Annotated in this window: 29 protein-coding genes and 1 pseudogene; 8 read left to right on the top strand and 22 right to left on the bottom strand. The window is 68.3% G+C overall.

Annotated features, from left to right (window positions below; all coding sequences use genetic code 11):
- Window positions 1–194 precede the first annotated feature (194 nt).
- Entirely contained in the window at window positions 195–575 is a 381-nt protein-coding gene (gene rplL, locus E2L08_RS15575) for a 50S ribosomal protein L7/L12 (protein ID WP_133398023.1), read from the bottom strand.
- 66 nt (window positions 576–641) lie between these two features.
- Entirely contained in the window at window positions 642–1,160 is a 519-nt protein-coding gene (gene rplJ, locus E2L08_RS15570; RefSeq protein WP_133398022.1) for a 50S ribosomal protein L10, read from the bottom strand.
- 123 nt (window positions 1,161–1,283) lie between these two features.
- On the opposite strand from rplJ, the gene E2L08_RS17410 reads away from it, so the two are divergent.
- A complete protein-coding gene (locus E2L08_RS17410) occupies window positions 1,284–1,406 on the top strand; it encodes a hypothetical protein (RefSeq protein ID WP_276321537.1) in 123 nt (40 codons plus the stop codon).
- A gap of 115 nt (window positions 1,407–1,521) precedes the next feature.
- On the opposite strand, the gene E2L08_RS15565 is transcribed toward E2L08_RS17410, so the two are convergent.
- The 5 genes from E2L08_RS15565 to secE all read right to left on the bottom strand — a co-directional run bounded on the left by E2L08_RS15565 (window position 1,522) and on the right by secE (window position 4,447).
- Window positions 1,522–2,217, bottom strand: coding sequence for a hypothetical protein (locus E2L08_RS15565; protein ID WP_133398021.1), 696 nt, complete (start codon window positions 2,215–2,217; stop codon window positions 1,522–1,524).
- A gap of 105 nt (window positions 2,218–2,322) precedes the next feature.
- Complete coding sequence (rplA, locus tag E2L08_RS15560) at window positions 2,323–3,024, bottom strand: 50S ribosomal protein L1 (RefSeq protein WP_133398020.1); 702 nt, start codon at window positions 3,022–3,024, stop codon at window positions 2,323–2,325.
- A gap of 1 nt (window position 3,025) precedes the next feature.
- Entirely contained in the window at window positions 3,026–3,451 is a 426-nt protein-coding gene (rplK, locus tag E2L08_RS15555) for a 50S ribosomal protein L11 (protein WP_133398019.1), read from the bottom strand.
- Between the two features lie 115 nt (window positions 3,452–3,566).
- Window positions 3,567–4,100 (bottom strand): transcription termination/antitermination protein NusG, encoded by a 534-nt coding sequence (gene nusG, locus E2L08_RS15550; RefSeq protein ID WP_133398018.1) that lies wholly within the window; start codon window positions 4,098–4,100, stop codon window positions 3,567–3,569.
- A gap of 146 nt (window positions 4,101–4,246) precedes the next feature.
- A complete protein-coding gene (gene secE, locus E2L08_RS15545) occupies window positions 4,247–4,447 on the bottom strand; it encodes a preprotein translocase subunit SecE (protein ID WP_133398017.1) in 201 nt (66 codons plus the stop codon).
- Between the two features lie 123 nt (window positions 4,448–4,570).
- On the opposite strand from secE, the gene cls reads away from it, so the two are divergent.
- Together cls and E2L08_RS15535 are read left to right on the top strand one after the other, a co-directional pair.
- Window positions 4,571–5,977 (top strand): cardiolipin synthase, encoded by a 1,407-nt coding sequence (cls, locus tag E2L08_RS15540; protein WP_133398016.1) that lies wholly within the window; start codon window positions 4,571–4,573, stop codon window positions 5,975–5,977.
- On the top strand, window positions 5,977–6,684 hold the full coding sequence (locus E2L08_RS15535; protein WP_133398015.1) for an endonuclease/exonuclease/phosphatase family protein: 708 nt from the start codon (window positions 5,977–5,979) through the stop codon (window positions 6,682–6,684). Before cls ends, E2L08_RS15535 begins: the two co-directional genes overlap by 1 nt.
- Here E2L08_RS15535 and E2L08_RS15530 read toward each other — a convergent pair.
- From E2L08_RS15530 to folK, 5 genes are all read right to left on the bottom strand, one after another.
- The gene (locus E2L08_RS15530; protein ID WP_133398014.1) at window positions 6,662–7,405 is read right to left on the bottom strand and encodes a pyridoxine 5'-phosphate synthase; all 744 of its coding nucleotides are present in this window, start codon (window positions 7,403–7,405) and stop codon (window positions 6,662–6,664) included. The two genes, E2L08_RS15535 and E2L08_RS15530, sit on opposite strands and share 23 nt — an antisense overlap.
- Window positions 7,402–8,058, bottom strand: a complete 657-nt coding sequence (locus E2L08_RS15525; RefSeq protein WP_133398013.1) for a DUF2062 domain-containing protein — start codon at window positions 8,056–8,058, stop codon at window positions 7,402–7,404. Before E2L08_RS15525 ends, E2L08_RS15530 begins: the two co-directional genes overlap by 4 nt.
- Window positions 8,059–8,083: 25 nt before the next feature.
- Window positions 8,084–10,216 carry a RelA/SpoT family protein gene (locus E2L08_RS15520; protein ID WP_133398030.1) on the bottom strand — a complete coding sequence of 711 codons (2,133 nt, stop codon included), beginning with the start codon at window positions 10,214–10,216 and terminating at the stop codon, window positions 8,084–8,086.
- A 39-nt stretch (window positions 10,217–10,255) separates the two neighbouring features.
- Window positions 10,256–10,609, bottom strand: coding sequence for a DNA-directed RNA polymerase subunit omega (gene rpoZ / locus E2L08_RS15515; RefSeq protein WP_133398012.1), 354 nt, complete (start codon window positions 10,607–10,609; stop codon window positions 10,256–10,258).
- A gap of 118 nt (window positions 10,610–10,727) precedes the next feature.
- Entirely contained in the window at window positions 10,728–11,321 is a 594-nt protein-coding gene (gene folK / locus E2L08_RS15510; protein ID WP_133398011.1) for a 2-amino-4-hydroxy-6-hydroxymethyldihydropteridine diphosphokinase, read from the bottom strand.
- Window positions 11,322–11,426: 105 nt separating this feature from the next.
- Between folK and E2L08_RS15505 the strand changes: the two genes are divergently transcribed.
- The 5 genes from E2L08_RS15505 to rnhA all read left to right on the top strand — a co-directional run bounded on the left by E2L08_RS15505 (window position 11,427) and on the right by rnhA (window position 14,449).
- Entirely contained in the window at window positions 11,427–11,975 is a 549-nt protein-coding gene (locus E2L08_RS15505) for a LabA-like NYN domain-containing protein (protein ID WP_133398010.1), read from the top strand.
- 22 nt (window positions 11,976–11,997) lie between these two features.
- Complete coding sequence (locus E2L08_RS15500) at window positions 11,998–12,432, top strand: YqaA family protein (protein ID WP_133398009.1); 435 nt, start codon at window positions 11,998–12,000, stop codon at window positions 12,430–12,432.
- Between the two features lie 55 nt (window positions 12,433–12,487).
- The gene (ispH, locus tag E2L08_RS15495; protein ID WP_133398008.1) at window positions 12,488–13,438 is read left to right on the top strand and encodes a 4-hydroxy-3-methylbut-2-enyl diphosphate reductase; all 951 of its coding nucleotides are present in this window, start codon (window positions 12,488–12,490) and stop codon (window positions 13,436–13,438) included.
- Window positions 13,439–13,480: 42 nt separating this feature from the next.
- Window positions 13,481–13,930: a DUF3429 domain-containing protein gene (locus tag E2L08_RS15490; RefSeq protein ID WP_133398007.1), complete on the top strand. Its 450-nt coding sequence runs from the start codon at window positions 13,481–13,483 to the stop codon at window positions 13,928–13,930.
- Window positions 13,931–13,993: 63 nt separating this feature from the next.
- Window positions 13,994–14,449, top strand: a complete 456-nt coding sequence (rnhA, locus tag E2L08_RS15485) for a ribonuclease HI (RefSeq protein WP_133398006.1) — start codon at window positions 13,994–13,996, stop codon at window positions 14,447–14,449.
- A gap of 12 nt (window positions 14,450–14,461) precedes the next feature.
- Here rnhA and fmt read toward each other — a convergent pair whose 3' ends face one another.
- From fmt to E2L08_RS17060, 10 genes and pseudogenes are all read right to left on the bottom strand, one after another.
- Window positions 14,462–15,361 (bottom strand): methionyl-tRNA formyltransferase, encoded by a 900-nt coding sequence (gene fmt / locus E2L08_RS15480; RefSeq protein ID WP_133398005.1) that lies wholly within the window; start codon window positions 15,359–15,361, stop codon window positions 14,462–14,464.
- 69 nt (window positions 15,362–15,430) lie between these two features.
- Window positions 15,431–15,934, bottom strand: a complete 504-nt coding sequence (gene def / locus E2L08_RS15475) for a peptide deformylase (RefSeq protein WP_133398004.1) — start codon at window positions 15,932–15,934, stop codon at window positions 15,431–15,433.
- Between the two features lie 64 nt (window positions 15,935–15,998).
- On the bottom strand, window positions 15,999–16,325 hold the full coding sequence (locus E2L08_RS15470; protein ID WP_370450695.1) for a DUF1491 family protein: 327 nt from the start codon (window positions 16,323–16,325) through the stop codon (window positions 15,999–16,001).
- A gap of 1 nt (window position 16,326) precedes the next feature.
- Window positions 16,327–17,232, bottom strand: a complete 906-nt coding sequence (gene era / locus E2L08_RS15465) for a GTPase Era (protein WP_133398002.1) — start codon at window positions 17,230–17,232, stop codon at window positions 16,327–16,329.
- Window positions 17,229–18,116, bottom strand: coding sequence for a DMT family transporter (locus E2L08_RS15460; protein ID WP_133398001.1), 888 nt, complete (start codon window positions 18,114–18,116; stop codon window positions 17,229–17,231). Before E2L08_RS15460 ends, era begins: the two co-directional genes overlap by 4 nt.
- Before the next feature lie 4 nt (window positions 18,117–18,120).
- Window positions 18,121–18,810 carry a ribonuclease III gene (rnc, locus tag E2L08_RS15455; RefSeq protein ID WP_133398000.1) on the bottom strand — a complete coding sequence of 230 codons (690 nt, stop codon included), beginning with the start codon at window positions 18,808–18,810 and terminating at the stop codon, window positions 18,121–18,123.
- On the bottom strand, window positions 18,807–19,640 hold the full coding sequence (gene lepB, locus E2L08_RS15450) for a signal peptidase I (protein WP_133397999.1): 834 nt from the start codon (window positions 19,638–19,640) through the stop codon (window positions 18,807–18,809). The genes rnc and lepB overlap by 4 nt, the downstream gene beginning before the upstream one ends.
- Window positions 19,641–19,715: 75 nt before the next feature.
- A complete protein-coding gene (locus E2L08_RS15445; protein WP_133397998.1) occupies window positions 19,716–20,198 on the bottom strand; it encodes a nucleoside deaminase in 483 nt (160 codons plus the stop codon).
- 64 nt (window positions 20,199–20,262) lie between these two features.
- On the bottom strand, window positions 20,263–20,664 hold the full coding sequence (gene acpS / locus E2L08_RS15440) for a holo-ACP synthase (protein ID WP_133397997.1): 402 nt from the start codon (window positions 20,662–20,664) through the stop codon (window positions 20,263–20,265).
- Window positions 20,661–21,295: pseudogene (locus tag E2L08_RS17060) on the bottom strand (hypothetical protein); the annotation flags it as partial. The gene acpS and the pseudogene E2L08_RS17060, both read right to left, overlap by 4 nt.

Here is a 21,295-nt window from a genome sequence, read left to right as displayed (position 1 = left end):
CGGCGCCTCTCAGAAAACGGTGGGTCGGATCAATCCTTGGTCGCCGTCCCACAGGCAACCACCCGATCCGAACCCGCACCTGGGCAAGGGCCGGTGAAAGGCCCTTGCCGAGACGCGGGAACCGGCACCGGGATTTCCCCGGAGCCGGTCATCTCAGGCAGACTACCGGGGGCCGTCGCCCCCGGATGTCGCGATCACTTCAGCTCGATCTCGGCACCAGCGGCCTCGAGCTTCGACTTCAGCTCTTCGGCCTCTTCCTTCGAGACCTGCTCCTTCACGGGCTTGCCGCCGGCCTCGACCAGCTCCTTGGCCTCTTTCAGGCCCAGCCCGGTGATCGCGCGGACTTCCTTGATGACGTTGATCTTCTGCGCACCGGCGCTCTTCAGGATCACGTCGAACTCGGTCTGCTCCTCGGCAGCGGCGCCACCGGCGTCGCCCGCGGGGCCGGCCATCATCACCGCGCCGCCGGCGGCGGGTTCGATGCCGTATTCGTCCTTGAGGATGGTCTTGAGTTCCTGGGCTTCCAGAAGGGTAAGACCCACGATCTCTTCGGCGAGTTTCTTAAGATCAGCCATTTCTAACTTCCGTTCGTGCTAGATGTGTTCCAACGCCTCGGGTTACAACCCGCGCGCCCCACAGGATCAGGCGGCTTCCGCCCTTTCCTCGATTGTCGAGAGGATGCTTGCGATATTGCTTGCCGGCGCGCCGACCGCCCCCGCGATATTCGAGGCCGGAGCGGCGATGCAGCCCACGATCGAAGCGATAAGCTCCTCGCGGCTGGGCATCTTCGCGACCGACTCGACACCGGCGGTGTCCAGCTTCGTCTCGCCCATCGCGCCGCCGAGAATCACGAATTTCTGATTCTCCTTGGCAAAATCCTGCGCGACCTTGGCGGCCGCCACGGGATCTTCGGAATAGGTCAGGACGGTCATGCCCGTCAGGAGATCGGCGATATCGGCGATCTGCTTTCCCTCGAGGGCAATCTTGGCAAGCCTGTTCTTGGCAACACGCACGGACCCGTTCGCATCGCGCGCACGCGCGCGCAGGTCCTGCATCTCGGCAACCGTGAGGCCCGCGTAGTGGGCAACCACCACGACGCCAGAGCTTTCGAAGATCTGGCCGAGTTCCTCGACCACTTTCTCTTTCTGGGCTCTATCCACAGTTTCACTCCAAGTGTTGGAGGGGCAACCCCTCCGGCTCAGTCCAGCCGGGCCATGAGCGGCCCGACCATACGGTCCGAACGGGTCGTCGCACCTGAAGCCCCGAAACCGGCGCTGATCAGAATGTCTCTTCCCGTCTCGGGCAGGATTTACGTGGGCAAGCCCGCACCCGCCGTCTCGGACGAGCGGACGCACCACGAGTGCGACCGCGAGAACGGCCCTTACCGGGTCGAAGGCAGGATGTGAAGGGCCGGGGCGAAAATAAAAGCGTGAGCGCCCCCGTCCGAAACCGGTCCGGGGCGCGTCGCGGCCTGATGCGGCCCGCAGCCTTGGCAGATTAGCACAACCCCGCGCGCCCTGACTAGTCTTTCAACCGCAGCGCCATGAAACGCGGGGCCTGGCGCGTCTCGACCGCCGTGCCGAGCGCGACGGCGATCAACAGACCCAGCGCGAATACCGCCTCGAGCCCTTCTTCGACGAGGACGAGCGCCGCATGCAGCGTGGTCTGCGCCGATATCCCGTCCGACAGGGCTTCGGCCAGTTGCGCGGCAACCGCGCAGCATCCGGCGGCGACGAAAATCACGAACCACGGCGCGCGCGCGCCCCATGCCCCCGCCAGCGCCGCGGGGCCGCGCAGGATCAGCGAGATCACGGCAAGCCCCGCCCAGAACGCGTAGAGCCCCCCCGCTACGGACCGGATCGACAGGCCCTCGGCCGTATAGAAACGCGCGGCAAACACCTGTTCATCGAAAACCCAGGGGCCGTAGGGCGATTCGCGCAGGAAGAGCGTGAAAAGCACGAAAGGCACATAGGCGGAGGCGATCCACCGGCGGGGTGGCGTATTGACCAGCCACAGAACCGTCGCCCAGCCAAGCAAGACCCACGACCACCATTCGAGCGGCCCGGATTCGCTGGCCAGCCCGCCGGGGGCGCCGGTCTGCATCCAGATGGCGACGATCGCGACAAGACCCACCGATGCGCCGAGAGTCGCCCCCCAGACCTGTTTCACGCTCCCGCCCTTTTCATCGGTTAAGTCCGGGGCGGTGAAATAAGCCATGCGCGCCGGGCCTCAAGCCCTGACCGGACGGCACCCGGCCCGGACGCAAAAAGGGCGGCCCGTCTGGAGCCGCCCTTTCGCATGGCTTGTCGGCGGTCGATGCGATCAGGCGTTGCCCGTCGCGCTCGCCACGTCGACGGTGACGCCGGGGCCCATGGTCGAGGCCAGGGCGACCTGCTTCATGTAGGACCCCTTGGCGCCCGCGGGCTTGGCGCGGCTCACCGCCTCGACAAAGGCGCGCACGTTCTCGACCAGCTTGGCCTCGTCGAAGCTCGCCTTGCCGATGCCGGCATGGATCACCCCGGCCTTCTCGGCCTTGAACTGAACCTGTCCGCCCTTGGCGGCCTCGACGGCCTCCTTGACGTCCATCGTCACCGTGCCGACCTTGGGGTTCGGCATCAGGTTGCGCGGGCCGAGGATCTTGCCCAGCCGGCCGACGATCGGCATCATGTCGGGCGTGGCGATGCAGCGGTCGAAATTGATCTGGCCGTTCTGGATCTGCTCCATCAGGTCTTCGGCACCGACGATATCGGCCCCGGCGGCCTGTGCCTCGTCGGCCTTTTCGCCACGGGCGAACACCGCCACGCGCACCGTCTTGCCGGTGCCGTTGGGCAGGTTGACCGTGCCGCGCACCATCTGGTCGGCGTGGCGGGGATCGACGCCGAGATTCATCGCGATCTCGATCGTCTCGTCGAACTTGGCGGTCGCATTGCCTTTGACCAGCGCGACGGCCTCCTCGACGGTGAGGTTTTCCTTGCCGGCGGCGGCTTCGCGAGCGGCGCGGGCGCGTTTTCCGAGTTTCGCCATCTTATTTCACCTCGATGCCCATGGAGGACGCGGAGCCCAGGATGATCTTCATCGCCTGCTCGACCGAATTGGCGTTCAGGTCCTTCATCTTCGCCTCGGCGATCTCGCGGAGCTGCTTGACCGTGATCGTTCCGATCGTCTCGCGCGAGGGCGTCTTGGAGCCCGAATTGATCTTGGCGGCCTTCTTGAGGAAATAAGTCGCCGGCGGCGTCTTGATCTCCATGGTGAAGGACTTGTCCTGGTAATAGGTGATCACGGTGGGACAGGGCGCGCCCGGTTCCATGTCCTGCGTGCGGGCGTTGAACGCCTTGCAGAACTCCATGATGTTGATGCCGCGCTGACCCAGCGCGGGGCCGACGGGCGGGCTGGGATTGGCTTGGCCCGCCTTCACCTGCAGCTTGAGGCTGCCGATCTTCTTCTTGGCCATGATGGCCTCCTTCCGGTTCGCGGCGGGACATGCCCCGCCCTACAAGCCCCCGGCATGCGGGGGCGGTTGCCGCGGTTCGCTGCACCCCTTGGGCCACAGCTCCCGCGTCGAACGCTCAGATCTCCTTGCTGACCTGAGTGTATTCCAGTTCGACCGGGGTCGCCCGGCCAAAGATCGAGACGCTGACCTTGAGGCGCTGGTTGTCCTCGTCCACGTCCTCGACGGTGCCGTCGAAACCCTCGAACGGGCCGTCGGTCACTTTCACCTTCTCGCCCGTATCGTAGGAGATCAGCGTGCGCGGCGCGTCCTCGCCTTCCTGGACGCGGCCGAGGATCGCCTCGACCTCGGCATCGCGCATGGGCATCGGACGCCCCTGCGGCCCGAGAAAGCCGGTCACGCGGTTGATCTGGCTGATGAGGTGATAGCCGTGATCCGACATCTCCATGTGCACCAGCACATAGCCGGGCATGAAGCGGCGTTCGGTCGTGACCTTCTTGCCGCGCCGGACCTCGATCACCTCTTCGGTGGGGACCAGAACCTCGTCGATCTCGTCCTCAAGGCCCTTCTCGGCCACTTCGGAGCGGATCTGTTCGGCGATCTTCTTTTCGAAGTTCGACAGAACGCTGACCGAATACCATCGTTTCGCCATGAGTAGAGAGCTCCAGACTGATTTTGCGGGCCCCCCAACGAAAAGGGGCGCGCGGCTTGTCGACCTTGCGCGCCTCCGGGGGAAATCGCGCGCGTTCTAGCCGCGCGCGGGACCGGGCGCAACCCCACCCGGCCGCGGCGACGCGTTCAGCCCACGAGGCCGAGCAGAAGCTCGAGGCCGGTGCGGATCAGGAAATCGACGAAGAAAAAGAAGATCGCCGTCAGCGTCGCCATGATGAACACCATGACCGTCGTCAGCAACGTCTCGCGCCGCGTCGGCCAGACGACCTTGGCGATCTCGGCGCGGGTCTGCTGGAGAAACTGCAGCGGATTGGTGCGGGTGGCCATGGCCTTCGTCCTTTTCGCGGTTGCGGGGCAGATACGCAGTCCGCCGGCCGGAATCAAGGCGCGCTTTACGGCCGGGGGGCATTGGCCTAGCTCACGGGGCGCCGACCCGGCCCGGAGGACGCGATGAGTTTCGGCCTGGAAGACCTGATCGTGCGGGCGCTCGCGACCGTCCCGGCGGTAGCGGCAGCGTGGCTGTCGCTCAAGACCTCGCGCACGCCGCAGGGCTCGGCCGCGTGGATCGTGCTGATCCTCGCCTATCCCTATGTCGGCGTACCCGCCTATGCGCTGTTCGGCTACGCGAATTACAGCCGGTTCGCGCAGCGGCGCCGCGCCTCGGACGCGCAGGTGGGCGTCGACGGCCCCGATGCCGACCGCGCGCCCGACCCCGAGGATCGGCTTGCCATCTTCGCGCGGCTGGGCGGGTCGCAGGTGACGCACGGCAACGCCATGACGCTTCTGATCGACGGGCAGGCCACCTTCGACGCGATCTTCGACGCCATCGGGCGGGCCGAACGCTATGTGCTGGTGCAATACTACACCATCGAGGACGACGCGCTGGGCCGGCGCCTGCGCGACCTTCTGATCGCGCGGGCGCGCGCCGGGGTCGAGGTCTGGCTGCTGCATGACGAATTGCCGCTGGTGGGCCTGCCGCGATCCTATTGGCAGGCGCTGCGCGCGGCGGGCGTGCACACCGCGCGGCCCAAGGGGCCCAGCCGCGCGCTCGGGCCGTTCCAGCTCAACTACCGCAACCATCGCAAACTGGTGGTCGTGGACGGCACCGAGGCGTTCACCGGCGGGCTCAACTGCTCGGAAACCTACATGGGGCGGAACCCGCGATACGGCGACTGGCGCGACACGTTCTGCCGCCTCACGGGTCCGGTCGTGCTCCAGCTTCAGCGCGGGTTCGCCGCCGACTGGAGCTGGGCCGCGGGCGATGCCATCCTCGACCGGCTCGACACGCGCAGCGCGGTGGGGGCGAACGGGCCGGTTCGCGCGGTGGCGCTGGCCCCCGCGCCCACGGACCGGGTGAGCACCGGCAACCTCTATTTCATCGCGCTGGCCACCGCGGCGCGCGAAAGGCTCTGGATCACCACGCCCTATTTCGTGCCCGACTCGGACGTGCTTTCCGCGCTGCAACTGGCCGCCCTGCGCGGGGTCGACGTGCGCATTCTCGTGCCCGACCGCCCCGATCACCGCTTGCCCTATTGGGCCGCCTTCTCGTATTTTGACGAGCTGCGTATCGCCGGTGGCGAGATCTGGCGCTACGAGGGCGCATTCATGCATCAGAAGGTGGCGCTCGTGGATGACGATATCTGCTCGGTCGGGTCGATCAATCTCGACATCCGGTCGGGGCTGCTCAATTTCGAACTGACCGTCGTGATGCAGGACCGCGCCGCCGCGGCCTGGGTCGAGGCGATGCTGAACGACGATCTCGCCCGCTGTCACAAGCTCGACAGGTGGCTGCCCGATCAGCCCGTCGGGCTGCGCGTGCTGGCCCGGACGTCGCGCCTGCTGGCGCCGCAGATGTGATGCGGCTGGCGTCCTACAACATCCGCAAGTCGGTCGGGCTGGACTGGCGGCGCGACCCGGCGCGCACGCTCAGGGTGATCGAGTCGCTCGACGCCGATATCGTCGCGCTGCAAGAGGCCGACAAGCGCCTGCCCCCGCGCCTGCCGGTGCTGGGCGTGGACAAGGTGCGCGCCATCGGGCTCGAGCCGGTCGACCTGCAACCCGAGGTGCCCAGCCTCGGCTGGCACGGCAACGCGCTTCTGCTGGGGCCGCGCTGCCGGATGATCGGGCTCGAGCGGATCGAGCTTCCGGGGCTGGAGCCGCGCGGCGCGGCCATCGTCGATCTCGAGACGCCGGCGGGGCCGCTGACCGTCGCGATCTGCCATCTCGGGTTGCGGCGGACGAACCGGCAGAGCCAGCTCAGGGCGCTGCTTTACGCCATCGGGCCGCGGATGCCGCGCGCGGTGCTGATGGGCGACATGAACGAATGGTCGCTCAACCGCGGGTTCGAGCCGCTCGAGGGATCGCTGACGATGATCGAGCCGGGGCGGAGCTTTCACGCCTCGCGCCCGATCGCCTCGCTCGACCGTTTTGCCATCGGGGACGCGTTGCGCTGCGTCGAGGCGGGGGTCCACATGACGCCCGAGGCCGCGCGGGCCTCGGATCACCTGCCCGTCTGGGCCAGGATCGCGCCGGCGGACGACCTCAGCCCCGCGCCGCGTCCATGATCCGCCGCATCTCGACGATGGCGGCCTCGAGCCCCAGAAAGATCGCCTCTCCGATCAGGTAATGCCCGATGTTCAGCTCGCGCACCTGCGGCAGCGCGGCGATGGGGGGGACCGTCTCGTAGGTCAGGCCATGGCCCGCGTGAACCTCGAGCCCCAGATCCTCGGCCAGGGCGGCCATGTCGGTCAGGCGGGCAAGCTCGTCGTCGCGCTCGGCCAGGCGCCCCTCGGCATGGGCGTCGCAATAGGCCCCGGTGTGCAGCTCGACCACCGCCGCGCCGATCCGCGCCGCCGCCTCGATCTGGGGCCGGTCGGCGGCGATGAAGATGGACACCCGCGATCCCGCCTCGGCCAGCGGGGCGATGAAATGCGCCAGACGGTTCTCGTCGCGCGCCACCTCGAGCCCGCCCTCGGTCGTCCGCTCTTCGCGGCGTTCGGGCACGATGCAGACGGCATGTGGCCGATAGCGCAGCGCGATGGCCTGCATCTCGTCGGTCGCGGCCATCTCGAAGTTCAGCGGCAGGGTGAGCGTGTCGACCAGCCGCTCGATATCGTCGTCCGAGATATGGCGCCGGTCCTCGCGCAGATGCGCGGTGATGCCGTCGGCGCCCGCCGCCTCGGCCAGCCGCGCGGCACGGATCGGGTCGGGCAGCGTGCCGCCCCGCGCGTTCCTGACGGTGGCCACGTGGTCGATATTGACGCCCAGTCTCAGCCTTTCGCTCATACGCTTCCCTTCCTCCGGTTGTCCTGGGCGATCTTGCGCTCCAGCTTGCCGCGCGCCTCGAACTTGCGCTTCATGCGGTTGATCCGCGCCTTTTGATAGGCCGAGATCACCGGGCGCGACAGCGCATAGCTGAGCACCGCGGCAACGAGACCCGGCACCAGCCCGCCCAGCAGGTAGGGCAGGAACACCAGGTCGAGAAACGTGTCGAGATTGTCGAACCGGACCGGCGCCGTGGTGAACACGGCCTTGAGATTGGCCCAGAGCTCGAGCGAGACGCGGGTGAACGCGTCGAAGGTCTGGCCGATGGGCAGCGGATGGGGCTGGCCCATCATCCACGATCCCAGCTTGACCGACACGCCGGCGATCAGCGGAAAGGTGATCGGGTTGCCGACAAAGGTCGAAAGCAGCGCGGCCAGCACGTTGCCCCCGATCAGCCAGGCCAGCCCCGCCGCCATCAGGAAATGCAGCCCGAAAAGCGGGGTGAAACAGACGAAGACGCCGCAGGCGATGCCGCGCGCGATCTTGTGGGCGGGGTCGGGCAGACGGCGGATGCGATACACGAGATAGCGCAGCGCCCTCAGCCAGCCTCCCCTGGGCCAGAACCACCGCGCCACGTTCTGCGCGGTTCCGCGAGGGGTGCGGCGCTTGAACACCGCTCAGCCCGCGGGCCGGACGCGGTCAGCCCGCGCGGGCCGGAGAGCGGATGTCGCGGCGCACCCGTTCGATCGAGACGACATCCTCGTCGGCCTCGAGGGCGAGCCGCACGGCATGCATGTGTTCCGCGCTCCGGAGATCGGCGTCGATGCGTACACGATAGAAATCCTGACGTTTTTCCACGAAGTGCAGATCAGAGATATTGGCCTTCTGGGTTCCGATCAACGTGCAGATCCGCCCCAGCACACCGGCGTCGTTCGAGATCGTCAGATCGAAGGTGATCGTGTGCACGGCCGGATGCGTACCCGAATGCCACGCGAGATCGACCCAGCGGTCGGGCTCGCCCTCGACGCCGACCAGCGTCGCGCAGTCGATCGTGTGGATCTGCACGCCCTTACCGGCGGTGGTGATGCCCACGATCCGCTCGCCCGGCAGCGGCTGGCAGCATTCCGCGCGGCGAAAAGTCTGGTCCGGCTCGAGCCCGACGATGGCGGCGCTGGCATCGACCACGTCGCTCTGTTCGTCCAGAAGCTCGGGATAGAGCACCTCGATCACGCGGCGGCTGGGCATCTCGGCCGAGCCGAGCCGCGCGAGCAGGTCGTCGGCCGAGTCGAGGTTCATGCGCCGGGCGGCCGTCATGAGCCCCTTGTCGGTCATCCGCCGCCCCACGGAGTCGAAGGCCACCCGCGCAAGCTCGGTTCCGAGCCGGATCAGCCGCGCCGACTCGGCCTCGCGCAGCGACCGGCGGATCGCCGATTTGGCGCGGCCCGTCTCGACCAGTTCCAGCCACGAGGCGCGCGGACGCTCGCCCTCGGCGGTGATGATCTCGACGCTCTGGCCGTTGCGCAGCTTGGTCGAGAGGGGCACGCGGATCGAATCGACCTTGGCCCCGACGCAGCGGTCGCCGATCCGGGTGTGGATGGCATAGGCGAAATCGAGCGGACGCGCCCCGCGGGGCAGTTTCACGACCTCGCCGCGCGGGGTGAAACAGAACACCTTGTCGGAATACATCTCGAGCCGCACAGCCTCGAGAAACTCGGCATGGTCCTCGGCGCTGTCGAACTGGCGCGTCAGGTCGTGGACCCATTTGCCCGGATCGACGGCAAAGGGGTTCTCGACGCGCTCGCCGTCGCGATATGACCAATGTGCGGCCACGCCCGTCTCGGCCACCTCGTGCATCGCCCGCGTGCGGATCTGCACCTCGACGCGCTTGCCGTCGCGGCCCGACACCGAGGTATGGATCGAGCGGTAGCCATTGGATTTCGGCTGGCTGATATAGTCCTTGAACCGGCCCGGAATGGCCTTCCAGCGCTGGTGGATGGCACCCAGCGCGGAATAGCATTCGGCCTCGGTCTCGACGATGATGCGAAAGCCGAAGATGTCCGAAAGCCGGGAAAAGGCGACCTGCTTTTCCTCCATCTTTCGCCAGATCGAGAACGGCCGCTTGGCCCGGCCCTGCACCTCGCCGGTGATGCCGATGCGGGCCAGCTCGATCTTGATGTCGGCCTCGATCTTTTCGATGACGCCGCCGGCCTCGCGCTTGAGCCCGATGAAGCGGCGGATGATCGACGCCCGCGCCGTGGGGTTCAGCACCTCGAAGGCCAGGTCCTCAAGTTCCTCGCGCATCCACTGCATGCCGATCCGCCCGGCGAGCGGGGCAAAGATCTCCATCGTCTCGCGCGCCTTCCGCTCGCGGCCCTCGGGCGTCATGCTGATGATCGTGCGCATGTTGTGCAGGCGGTCGGCGAGCTTGACGAGGATCACGCGCATGTCCCGGCTCATCGCCATGAACAGCTTGCGCAGGTTCTCGGCCTGCTTGGACTCGGTCGAGGTCAGTTGCAGCTTGGTCAGCTTGGTGACGCCCTCGACCAAATCGGCGATCTCGGGGCCGAACCGTTCGGCCACGTCGCCATAGGTCGAGCGGGTATCCTCGATGGTGTCGTGCAGCAGCGCGGTGCAGATCGTCGCGTCGTCGAGATTCTGCTCGGCCAGAAGGGTGGCCACCGCGATCGGATGGGTGATGTAGGGATCGCCCGAGCGGCGCCACTGCCCCTCGTGCATCTCCGCGCCATAAAGATAGGCGCGGCGGATCAGGTCGCTGTCGGAACTCGGGTTGTACTCTCGAACCCTGGCAACCAGACGCTCGGCGTCGGCGATCCAGCTAGAGCCGTCATCCATCGCGTTCCGACGACCTCCTTACTTCGGCCCCTGGGCTTCCATCAGGGCGCGCAGCAGCTTTTCCTCGGACAGGTCGTCATCGGCCGGCTTGTCCTGCTCCGCCCCCATGAGAAGCGCCATCTTGTCTTCTTCGGGCTCGTCGACCTCGATCTGGGTCTGGTTGCTTTCGATCATCCGCTCGCGCAGCGCGTCGGCCGATTGCGTCTCGTCGGCGATCTCGCGCAGGCTCACGACGGGGTTCTTGTCGTTGTCGCGGTCCACGGTCAGCGGGCTTCCGGCGGCGATCTCGCGGGCCCGGTGCGCGGCCAGCAGAACGAGTTCGAACCGGTTGGGGACCTTGTCGACGCAATCTTCTACGGTAACGCGGGCCATGGAATCCTCCGTGAAACGGCAAGGCGCCAGGTGCCGGGCGGATCGGGGGCGCCGAAATCAAAGCGTCGATCTATGCCAGCGCGCGGCGGAACGCAACCCGGCGCGGGCGCCTATCCGTTCACGGAAGGCGGCGCAGCTCGGCGATATCTGCGGGCGGCAGCGCGTCGAGCATCTGCGCGACGCTCGCGCCCGTCGCGGGATGCCGCCACGCCGGCAGAATATCATGCATCGGGATCAGCACAAAGGCGCGTTCGGCCAGGCGGGGATGGGGCAGGATCAGCCCCTCGGGCGCCTCGGTCCCGCGGCGGTCGGGGGCCAGCCCCGCCCAGCGCGCCCATGCCTCGCCATCGGGCAGCACCGCGTCGCCCGCGGCCACGAGGTCGAGGTCGAGCGTGCGCGGCCCCCAGCGCAGATCGCGCTCGCGCCCGAACCGCCGCTCGGCCGCGTGAAGCCGCGCCAGCACCTCGCCCGGCGCGAGATCCGAGACGAATGACGCGACGGCATTGACGAAATCCGGCCCGCTGCCCCTCGGGAAGGCTGGGTTCGAATAGAACCCGCTGACCGCGTCCAGCGCGAACCCCGATTCGTCAAGAAAATCCAATGCCGCCCGCAACGTATCGCCGGGCGGGCGGCCATCGAAGGGCAGATTCCCCCCCAGTGCGACAACGAACCGCGCATCGGCTGGACTTCCGGACAGGGATTGCGTTTTCATGCCGCTCTCAACAAATAAGACCCATCAGGTAAATAATTCGCTCCGCCAGTCGCCCGAGCAGCGACGACAGCGCGGCGGCGCGAGCAAGAGTAACAGGTATCACACATGTTCTATCGGGACGAACGGCTTGCGCTCTTCATTGACGGATCGAATCTCTACGCCGCCGCACGCAACCTCAATTTCGACATAGACTACAAGCTCCTGCGCGAAGAGTTCATGCGACGCGGCAAGCTGCTGCGCGCCTTCTACTACACCGCGCTTCTCGAGAACGAGGAATACTCCCCGATCCGGCCGCTGGTCGACTGGCTGAACTACAACGGCTACACGCTCGTCACCAAGCCGGCCAAGGAATACACCGACAGCCAGGGCCGCCGCCGCGTCAAAGGCAACATGGACATCGAGCTTTCCGTCGACGCGATGGAGCTTGCCCCGCGGATCGACCATGCCGTGCTGTTCTCGGGCGACGGCGATTTCCGCCCGCTGGTCGAGGCGCTGCAACGCGCGGGCGTGCGCGTCTCGGTGGTGTCGACGATCCGCTCGCAGCCGCCGATGATCGCCGACGAGTTGCGGCGGCAGGCCGACAATTTCATCGAGCTCGACGACCTGCGCGAGACGATCGGTCGCCCGGCACGCGATCACGCTGCCAACGACTGACGCGACCCCCTATGCAGGGGGGATGGAGGTCTTCTGGTCCCTTGCCGGCATGTTCGCCGCCGCCTTCGGGGCGGCCACCATCCTGCCGTTCCAGTCCGAAGTGGTCTTCGCCACGCTCCAGGCGCGCGACGCGGTGTCGCTGCCGGTGCTGATCGCCGTGGCGAGCGTCGGCAATATCCTCGGCTCGATTGTGAACTACCTGTTGGGCGCGGGGATCGAGCGGTTCCGCGACCGCCGTTGGTTTCCCGCCACCCCGCGACAGATGGACCGGGCGCAGGACTGGTATCTGCGCTACGGATCGTGGACGCTGCTGCTGAGCTGGGCGCCCTTCGGCGATGCCGTCACGGTCGCGGCGGGCGTCTTGCGCACGCCTTTCCCGCTGTTCCTCGCGTTGGTGGCCATCGCCAAGACCGGGCGCTACCTCGTGCTCGCGGGGCTCGTCGACCGGATCGTGTAGGCGGGCCGCGCGCATCGTCTTTACGCGGCACGTCCCGACGCTTACCTAGGGCATCATGACAAAGCCTTCCCTCACCCTCTATCTCGCCGCGCCCCGCGGCTTCTGCGCGGGCGTCGACCGGGCCATCAAGATCGTCGAGCTGGCGCTCGAGAAATGGGGCGCGCCGGTCTATGTGCGCCACGAGATCGTGCATAACCGCTATGTCGTCGATGCGCTGCGCGAGCAGGGCGCCGTCTTTGTCGAGGAACTGGACGAGGTGCCCGACGACCGGCCGGTGATCTTTTCGGCCCATGGCGTGCCCAAGGCCGTACCGGCCGAGGCCGCGCGCCGCAACATGGTCTATGTGGATGCGACCTGTCCGCTCGTCTCCAAGGTCCATATCGAGGCCGAGCGCCATCACGAGAACGGCCTCCAGATGGTGATGATCGGCCATGCGGGCCATCCCGAGACGCTGGGCACGATGGGCCAGCTTCCCGAGGGCGAGGTGCTGCTGGTCGAAACCGTCGAGGACGTCGCGACCCTGGACGTGCGCGACCCCGACCGGCTGGCCTTCATCACGCAGACCACGCTTTCGGTGGACGACACCGCGGGCATCGTGGCCGCGCTTCAGGCGCGGTTCCCGGCCATCGTCGGTCCCCACAAGGAAGACATATGCTACGCCACCACGAACCGGCAGGGCGCGGTCAAGGCCATCGCGCCCCATTGCGACGCTCTGCTGGTGGTGGGCGCGCCGAACTCGTCGAACTCGCGTCGCCTGGTCGAGGTCGCGACCGCCGCCGGATGCCGCTATTCCCAGCTCGTCCAGCGCGCCGCCGAGATCGACTGGCGCGCGCTCGACGGGATCGCATCGGTGGGGATCACGGCTGGCGCCTCGGCCCCCGAGATCCTGATCGACGAGGTCGTCGACGCCTTCCGCGACCGCTATGACGTCACCGTGGAAACGGTCGAGACCGCGGTCGAACGGGTCGAGTTCAAGATCCCCCGCGCGCTGCGCGTCCCGGCCTGACCGGCACCCCCGGCCGCCACGACCGCCCTCAGGAGCCCGCCCATGTTCGGCATCCCCAAAGCACCGCTCGCGCTCGGGCTCGCCGGGCTCATCCCCTTCGTCTGGGGCGGGCTCGGCACCGTGTTTCCGCAGCTCGGGCTCTGGGGCGCCGGGATTCTCGGGCCGCGCTTTGTCGGGCCCTATATCCAGCTCGCCTATGGCACCGTCATCCTCAGCTTCATGTCCGGGGCGCTCTGGGGCTTCTCGACCAAGGCCCGCGGCCGGGTCGCCGCGGCGGGCTATGCCCTGTCGGTGCTGCCCGCGCTCTGGGCGTTCTTCTTCGTGGGGGGCGGCCCGGTCTCGGCGGCGATCTACCTCATCGCGGGCTTTGTCGGCATCCTTGGCATCGACTGGAAATTTCAGCAGCAGGGCCTCGCCCCGCCATGGTGGATGCGGCTGCGCCTGTTGCTTACCGCGGTCGTTGTGCTGTGCCTGCTGCCGGTCGCGTTCTGAGCGTGGCTTGACCCCGCCCACCCCGATGCTACCCACCCGCGACACGAACCTGACGGAGCACCCATGCCCGAATTTTTCGCCTATACCGACGGCGCCTGTTCGGGCAATCCCGGCCCCGGCGGCTGGGGCGCGCTGCTCTGCGCCAGGGAAAACGGCGAGGTCGTGAAATCGCGCGACCTCAAGGGCGGCGAAAAGCTCACCACGAACAACCGGATGGAGCTTCTGGCGGCGATCTCTGCGCTCGAAAGCCTTGGCCGGTCCTGTCGGATCACGGTCGTCACCGACAGCCAATACGTCAAGAACGGCGTCACCTCGTGGATCCACGGCTGGAAACGCAACGGCTGGAAGACCTCGGCGAAAAAGCCGGTCAAGAACGACGACCTCTGGAAACGGCTCGACGCGGCGCAGGCGCGCCACGACGTGCGCTGGGAGTGGGTCAAGGGCCATGCGGGCCACCCCGAGAACGAGCGCGCCGACGCGCTCGCGCGTGAAGGCATGGCGCCCTTCAAGAAGGGCTGAGCCGCCTCCCCTTCAGCCCAGCCGCCCCTCGACCCGCAATCCGCGCAGCGCCTCGGCCGCGGGCTGGGGCTTGCGCCCCTCGCGCTGGATCTCGAGCAGCTCGACCGCCCCCTCGCCGCAGGCGATGCGCCCGCCCCCGAGGATCTCGCCCGGTGCGCCCTGCCCCTCGGCCAGGCGCGAGCGCAGGATCTTGAGCCGCTCGCCCCCCGCCTCGCACCACGCGCCCGGAAAAGGCGAGAGCCCCCTGATCTGGCAATCGATGCCGGCCGCCGCACCCGTCCAGTCGATCCGCGCCTCGGCCTTGTCGATCTTGGGCGCATAGCTGGCCCCCGTCTCGGGCTGGGGCAAGGGCGGCAGCGCCCCCAGCCGGTCCAGCGCCGTTACGATCAAATCGGCCCCGATCCCGGCCAGCCGGTCATGCAGGTCGCCCGCCGTGTCGGTCGCCCCGATGGGGGTCGTCGCGCGCGACAGCACCGGCCCGGTATCCAGCCCCTCGTCCATCCGCATGATGCAGATGCCCGTCTCGTCATCGCCGGCCATGATGGCGCGCTGGATCGGCGCCGCCCCGCGCCAGCGCGGCAAAAGCGACGCGTGGATGTTGAGACAGCCCTGCGCCGGCGCCTCGAGCACGGCGCGCGGCAGGATCAGCCCATAGGCCACGACGACGGCGATATCCGCCCCGAGCGCGGCGAATGCCTCCTGCTCCTCGAGCCGCCGCAGAGTGACCGGGTGGCGGACCTCGATGCCGCGCGCGGCCGCCTCGGCATGGACCGGCGCGGGGCGGTCGCGCTTGCCCCGCCCGGCGGGGCGCGGCGGCTGGGTATAGACGCAGGCGATCTCGTGCCCGGCGGCGATCAGCGCCCGCAGGGCGGGAACCGAGAAATCGGGCGTTCCCATGAAGACGATGCGCATGGCGGGCTCCGGTCTGGCGGCGTTCGGGGGCCGACCTAGCCCGAACTCCGGCGCCCCGCCAGTCGCCGCTCAGGCGGTACGCGCCGATTTGGCAAAACGGCGCAGCATCATGTCGCGTTTCACCCGGCTCAGCCGGTCGAGAAAGATCCGGCCGTCGAGATGGTCGATCTGGTGCTGCACGCTCGTCGCCCAGAGATCGACGAAATCCCGCTCGACGGTCTCGCCCGCGGCGTCGATGAACCGCACGGTGACGGCGCGCGGGCGCGTGATCTCGGCCGAGATGCCGGGCAGGTTGGGGCTGGCCTCGACATGGGCGCGGGGCTTGACGCTGGCGTGAAGGATCTCGGGATTGCCCATGCGGATCGCCTGGCCGCGCGCCTCCGAGGCATCGACCACCGCAAGCCGCAGCATCACCCCGATCTGGGGGGCGGCCAGCCCGACGCCGGGCATGGCCTCCATCGTGTCGATCATGTCGTCCCATGTGCCGCGGATCTCGTCCGTGATCTCGGCGACGGGCGCGGCGGGGCGGCGCAGCCGGGGGTCGGGCCATGTCAGGAACGCGCGTTTCGCCATCTCGGGCCTCGTCCTTCTCTGTTTCCACAAATACTCGATCCGACACCGGCAACCGGCACCGCGCTCAGGACAGGCCCGGCTCGTCCAGCAGGTGACGCCCGGCGCGGTCCTCGATCTCGATCACCCACAGGTCCGGGTCGAATCCCCGCGCGCGCGCGATGGCGGCGTCCACCTCGGGCTCGGCGCCTTCGGCCAGCGTCATCCAGACGCGCTGCCCCGTCGCGAGGTCGAAGCTGCGCTGGAACGCCCTCGCCTGCCCGTCGAGCGTGGCAAGCTTGATAAGCACCGCGCCCGCGGTGTCGTCGCCGCGGGCAATGACATAGGCGGGGATATCGGCCAGCGCGAGCCGCCGCAGATAGGCCGCGACCCAGATCCCCGAGGCCAGCCGCAGCTCAGGCACCGTCCTTCCAGTCGAGCCCCATCTCGGAATAACGCTCGGCATCCTCGAGCCAGCCGGGCCGGACCTTGACCTGGAGGAACAGGTGCACCTTGCGCCCCATGAACTCCTCGAGTTCGAGCCGGGCGGCCTGTCCGATGGCCTTGACCGTCTCGCCCTTGTTGCCCAGCACGATGCCCTTGTGGCCGTCGCGCAGCACATAGATCACCTGGTCGATCCGGGCCGAGCCGTCCTTGCGCTCTTCCCAGACCTCGGTCTCGACGGTGATCTGGTAGGGCAGTTCCTGGTGCAGCCGCAGCGTCAGCTTTTCGCGGGTGATCTCGGCCGCGATCATGCGCATGGGCAGATCGGCGATCTGGTCCTCGGGATAGAGCCACGGGCCCTCGGGCAGACGCGCGGCCAGCGCGCGTTTCAGCGTGTCGACGCCATGGCCACGCTCAGCCGAGATCATGAAGGTCTCGTCGAACGGGTAGCGCGCGTTGAGATCAGCCGAGAGCTTGAGCAGGACCGGCGCCTCGACGCGGTCGATCTTGTTGATGGCGAGGATCACGGGCACGCCCGGCGCGCGGTCGGCGAGCGAGGCGAGGATCTCCTCCACCCCGTCGGTCAGGCCGCGATGCGCCTCGATCAGCAGCACGACGATATCGGCATCGGCCGCACCGCTCCAGGCGGCGGCGACCATCGCCCGGTCGAGCCTGCGGCGCGGACGGAACAGCCCCGGCGTATCGACGAAGACAAGCTGGCTTTCGCCCTCGATCGCCACGCCGCGGATGCGGGCGCGGGTGGTCTGCACCTTGTGGGTGACGATGGACACCTTCGCCCCGACCATGCGGTTGAGAAGGGTGGATTTGCCCGCGTTGGGCTCGCCGATCAGGGCGATGAAGCCGGCCTTGGAGGTCATGTCCTCTCCGTTCTGGCTAGGGCGGCGCGACGGCGCGCGCCCGAGGTTGTCAGCGTATAGATCCCGGTCGCCACGATCAGCACCGAGCCCGCATAGGTCATCCAGTCGGGCCGCTCGCCAAAGACGATGGCGGCGATCAACAGGGCGGCCAGAAGCCTCGTATAGCGGAACGGCGCGACGACACCCACCTCGCCCGTGCGCATCGCCCGCGTGATCGCGGCATAGCCCAGCACGCCCACCGCGCCCGCCATCGGCAAAAGCAGACCGCGCGGGCCGGGCGCGGCCACGGGCAGCCCCTCGGCGGCCCATATGACAAGCCCCGCGACCACGACCACCCCGAACCCCAGCACCCCTAGTTGCAGCGTGCCGATATCGCGCGGGATGGCGCGGGTGGCGAGGTCGCGCCCGGCAAAACCGATCATGCCCAGCACCGCGAAAAGCAGCGCGGGCTCGAACAGCGCGCCGGCCGGGCGCAGGATCAGCAGCACGCCGCCGAAGCCGATGGCCATGGCCACCCATTGCGCGGGCGGCACCGCCTCTTTCAGCACCAGCGCCGCGCCCAGTGTCACCACCAGAGGCGCGGCCTGCAGGATGGCCGAGGTTTCGGCCAGCGGGGCAAAAGCCAGTGCCAGCGCGAAGAACAGCCGCCCCCCGATCTCGAACCCCGTCCGCACGCTCAGCCAGCGGCTCCACCGGCGGGGGAAAAGCGGCTGGCCGGTGGCAAGGGCCGCACCGGCAAAGAACACCAGCCCCGACAGCCCGAAGGCGATGGTGGCCAGACCTGGCGACACCGTGACCACCGCTGCCTTGAACAGCGCGTCCTCGACCGCAAAGCCCAGCATGGCCGCGATCATGAACAGCGCGCCGGCGAAATTGGGGCTCATCCGGTCATGCCCCGCCCCCTTCGGACGCCGCCAGAAGCGCCGCGGCCGCGGCCTGTTCGGCGGCGCGCTTGGCAGAGGCGCAGCCCTGCGCCGTCTCGCCCGAGGCCAGCCGCGCCTCGATGGTGAAGACGGGGGCGTGATCGGGACCGGTGCGGTCGACGGTGACATAGCTCGGCGGCGGCAACCCGCGCGCCTGCGCCCATTCCTGAAGCGCCGTCTTGGCGTCGCGGGCGTCGGGCTCGACATTCTCGAGCGCGTCGCCCCAGAGCCGCAGGATCACGCCGCGCGCCGCGTCGAACCCGCCGTCGAGATAGACGGCGGCGATCACCGCCTCCATCCCGTCGCCCAGCAGCGCCTGCTTGCGCCGCCCGCCCGACATCATCTCGGAACGCCCGATCCGCAGCACCGCGCCGAGGTCGATCCGCCGGGCGATATCGGCGCAGGTTTCCTTGCGGACGAGGGCGTTGAACCGCGGGGCGAGCTGACCCTCGGCCGCGCCGGGGTCGGCGGCGAGCAGCGCCTCGGCGATCACCAGGCCCAGCACCCGGTCGCCCAGGAATTCGAGCCGCTGGTTGTCGGGCCGCGTCTCGGTCGCGATGGAGCCATGGGTGAGCGCGCGGATCAGCAGCCCGCCATCGCGGAACGTATGGCCCAGCCGCCGCGCAAAGGCCGCCTGTTGCGCGCCGAGCTTCACTCGATCGGCTCGAGGAAGCGATCGAACCGCCAGTCCCAGACCTTGAAGATGCTGGTGCCGCCGAACGACAGGACGACCCGGCCCGCGCGGCCGATCAGGTTCTCGTAGGGCACGAATCCGACACCGCCTGCCACTGGCGACACGCGGCTGTCGGTAGAGTTGTCGCGGTTGTCGCCCATGAAGAAATAATGCCCCTCGGGCACGGTATAGACCGGCGTATCGTCAAGCTGGGTGGTGCGGATGTTCAGGATATCGTGCTCGACCCCGCCCGGAAGCGTCTCGCGGAAGCGCGGCTTTTCGCAGACGCCGCCCAGCGGCACGCCCGGATTGGCGCATTGCGGGCGGTTGCCCATGGGGCCTTGCGCGTCATAGGTCTCGGTAAAGGTGCCGGCGGGTGTCTGCGGCGCCTCCTGCCCGTCGATGTAGAGGACGCCGCCCCGCACCTGCACCGTCTCGCCCGGCAGACCGATCAGCCGCTTGATATAGTCCTGCCCCGTGACGGGGTGGCGGAACACGACTACATCCCCCCGTTCGGGCTCGCTCCCGAACAGGCGGGAATTGTCGCCGTCGAAGATCCCGCAGATATCCTCGGCCCCGATGTCGATGCCGAAACGCGGGAACCGCAGCGACGGGCAGGAGGCATAGGAATAGCCATAGGCCATCTTGTTGACGAACAGGAAATCGCCGACGAGCAGCGTATCCTTCATCGAGCCCGACGGGATCCAGAAGGGCTGGAAGAACAGCGTGCGGAACACGCCGGCGATAAGCAGGGCATAGACGACGGTCTTTATCGTCTCGAGGATGCCGCCCGATCTTTCGGCCTTGGCCATCTTGTATCCGCCGCGCGCGTTGGGAAAATCCCGGCCTAGATGGAAGGCCCTCCCCCGGGTGTCAAGCTGGCGGGATCAGCCCTCGCGCTTGCCGTAAAGCGCCATGACATCCGCCTCCATCACGTGGCCGGCCCAGCCGAAGCCCTCGGGATCGGCCTCGACGAACTGTTCGAGCGCGAGGCCGGGAAAGGCGAAATACCCGTCTTTCAGCCCCGGTCGGCCGGCGGCAAAGATCACCCGCGCGATGCCCGACATGCGGATGGCGCCAAGACACATCTCGCAGGGTTGAAGCGTGGTGACGATGCTCGCCCCTTGGAGCGACGGCGTCCCGCGCTCGGCGCAGGCCCGCGAGATGGCGACGATCTCGGCATGGCGCGAGGGGTCGTTCTCGACATGCACCTCGTTGTCGCCCCAGGCGATCACCTCGTCATCCACCAGGATGGCGGCGACGATGGGCGCGCGGTCCGTTTCGTCGCGCGCGATCCCGCTGGCGCGGGTGATGGCATGGGCGAGTGCGGCGGTCTCGGCCTCGGTCGGCTCGATGGTGCCCTGGGTCATGGCGGCAGTCCCTTTCGATCTGGCCTGTGACAAGCCCGCGGGGCGCGCGCGGTTCCCGCGCCGCTCAGGCGGTCGGCCGCGCCTCGATCACGACGAAGGCCTGCGCCCAGGGGTGGTCGTCGGTCAGGGTGACATGCACGATGGCCTCGTGGCCCGCGGGCGTCAGGTCGGCGAGCCGCGCGGCCGCCCAGCCGGTCAGGTGCATCACCGGCTGTCCCGTGGGCAGGTTCGACACGGCCATGTCCTTCCAGGCGATGCCCATGCGCAGCCCGGTGCCGAGCGCCTTGGAACAGGCCTCCTTGGCGGCCCAGCGTTTCGCGTAGGTGCCCGCCACGTCGGCCCGGCGTTCGGCGCGGCGCTGTTCGGTCTCGGTAAAGACGCGGTTGCGGAACCGGTCGCCAAAGCGTTCGAGCGTCCCGGCGATCCGCTCGATATTGGCGAGATCCGCCCCGATCCCGAGGATCACCGCGCCGCCCTGAGACCCTTGCGGGTCTCGTTCGTGGCAAGCTGGTCATGCAGCAGCTCGAACTGTTCGCGCGCGGTCTGACGCTCTCCGGCGTTGAGGTAGGCATAGGCCCGCAGGATCGCGAGATCGCGCCGGATCGAGCCGCGCAATTCCTCTATCGCGTTGAAATAGTTGATCGCGTCGCGCCACTCGGCACGCTGGTAGGCACGCACCCCGCGCTGGTCGAGAATGATCCCCTCGACATCGACCCGCTGCTCTTCGGTCAGGGGGGTGGTGGCGGCGATGCGGGCGGCATCCTCGGTCATGGTGTTCTTGAGAAAGGCCAGGACCATGCCGAACCGGGCATCGCGGGTGATCGTGCCGCCCAGCCCCGCGCTGGCCGCGACCTTGAAGGCCGCAAGCGCCTCGAGCGGGCGTTCCGAGTTATAGGCGCACCAGCCCCGCTCGTAGAGCACATCGACCGAGCGCGGGTTCACCGATTGCGCGAGGCACTGGCCCCAGGCGCCCGATTTCGCCGCCGCGCGGACCGCGCCGAGCCGCCCGTCGCCGGTCCGGGGAAGCTGCGCGAAGCCCGGCGCGTTCGCGGGCAGCGCGCGCGCGGGGGCCTGCGGCGCCGCGGTCACGGGCGCGG

Source organism: Palleronia sediminis (genome assembly GCF_004358695.1).
Classification (GTDB): Bacteria; Pseudomonadota; Alphaproteobacteria; order Rhodobacterales; family Rhodobacteraceae; genus Palleronia; species Palleronia sediminis.
The sequence above is the reverse complement of the archived record's forward strand: the minus strand, read 5'-3'. Positions and strand labels throughout refer to the sequence as shown.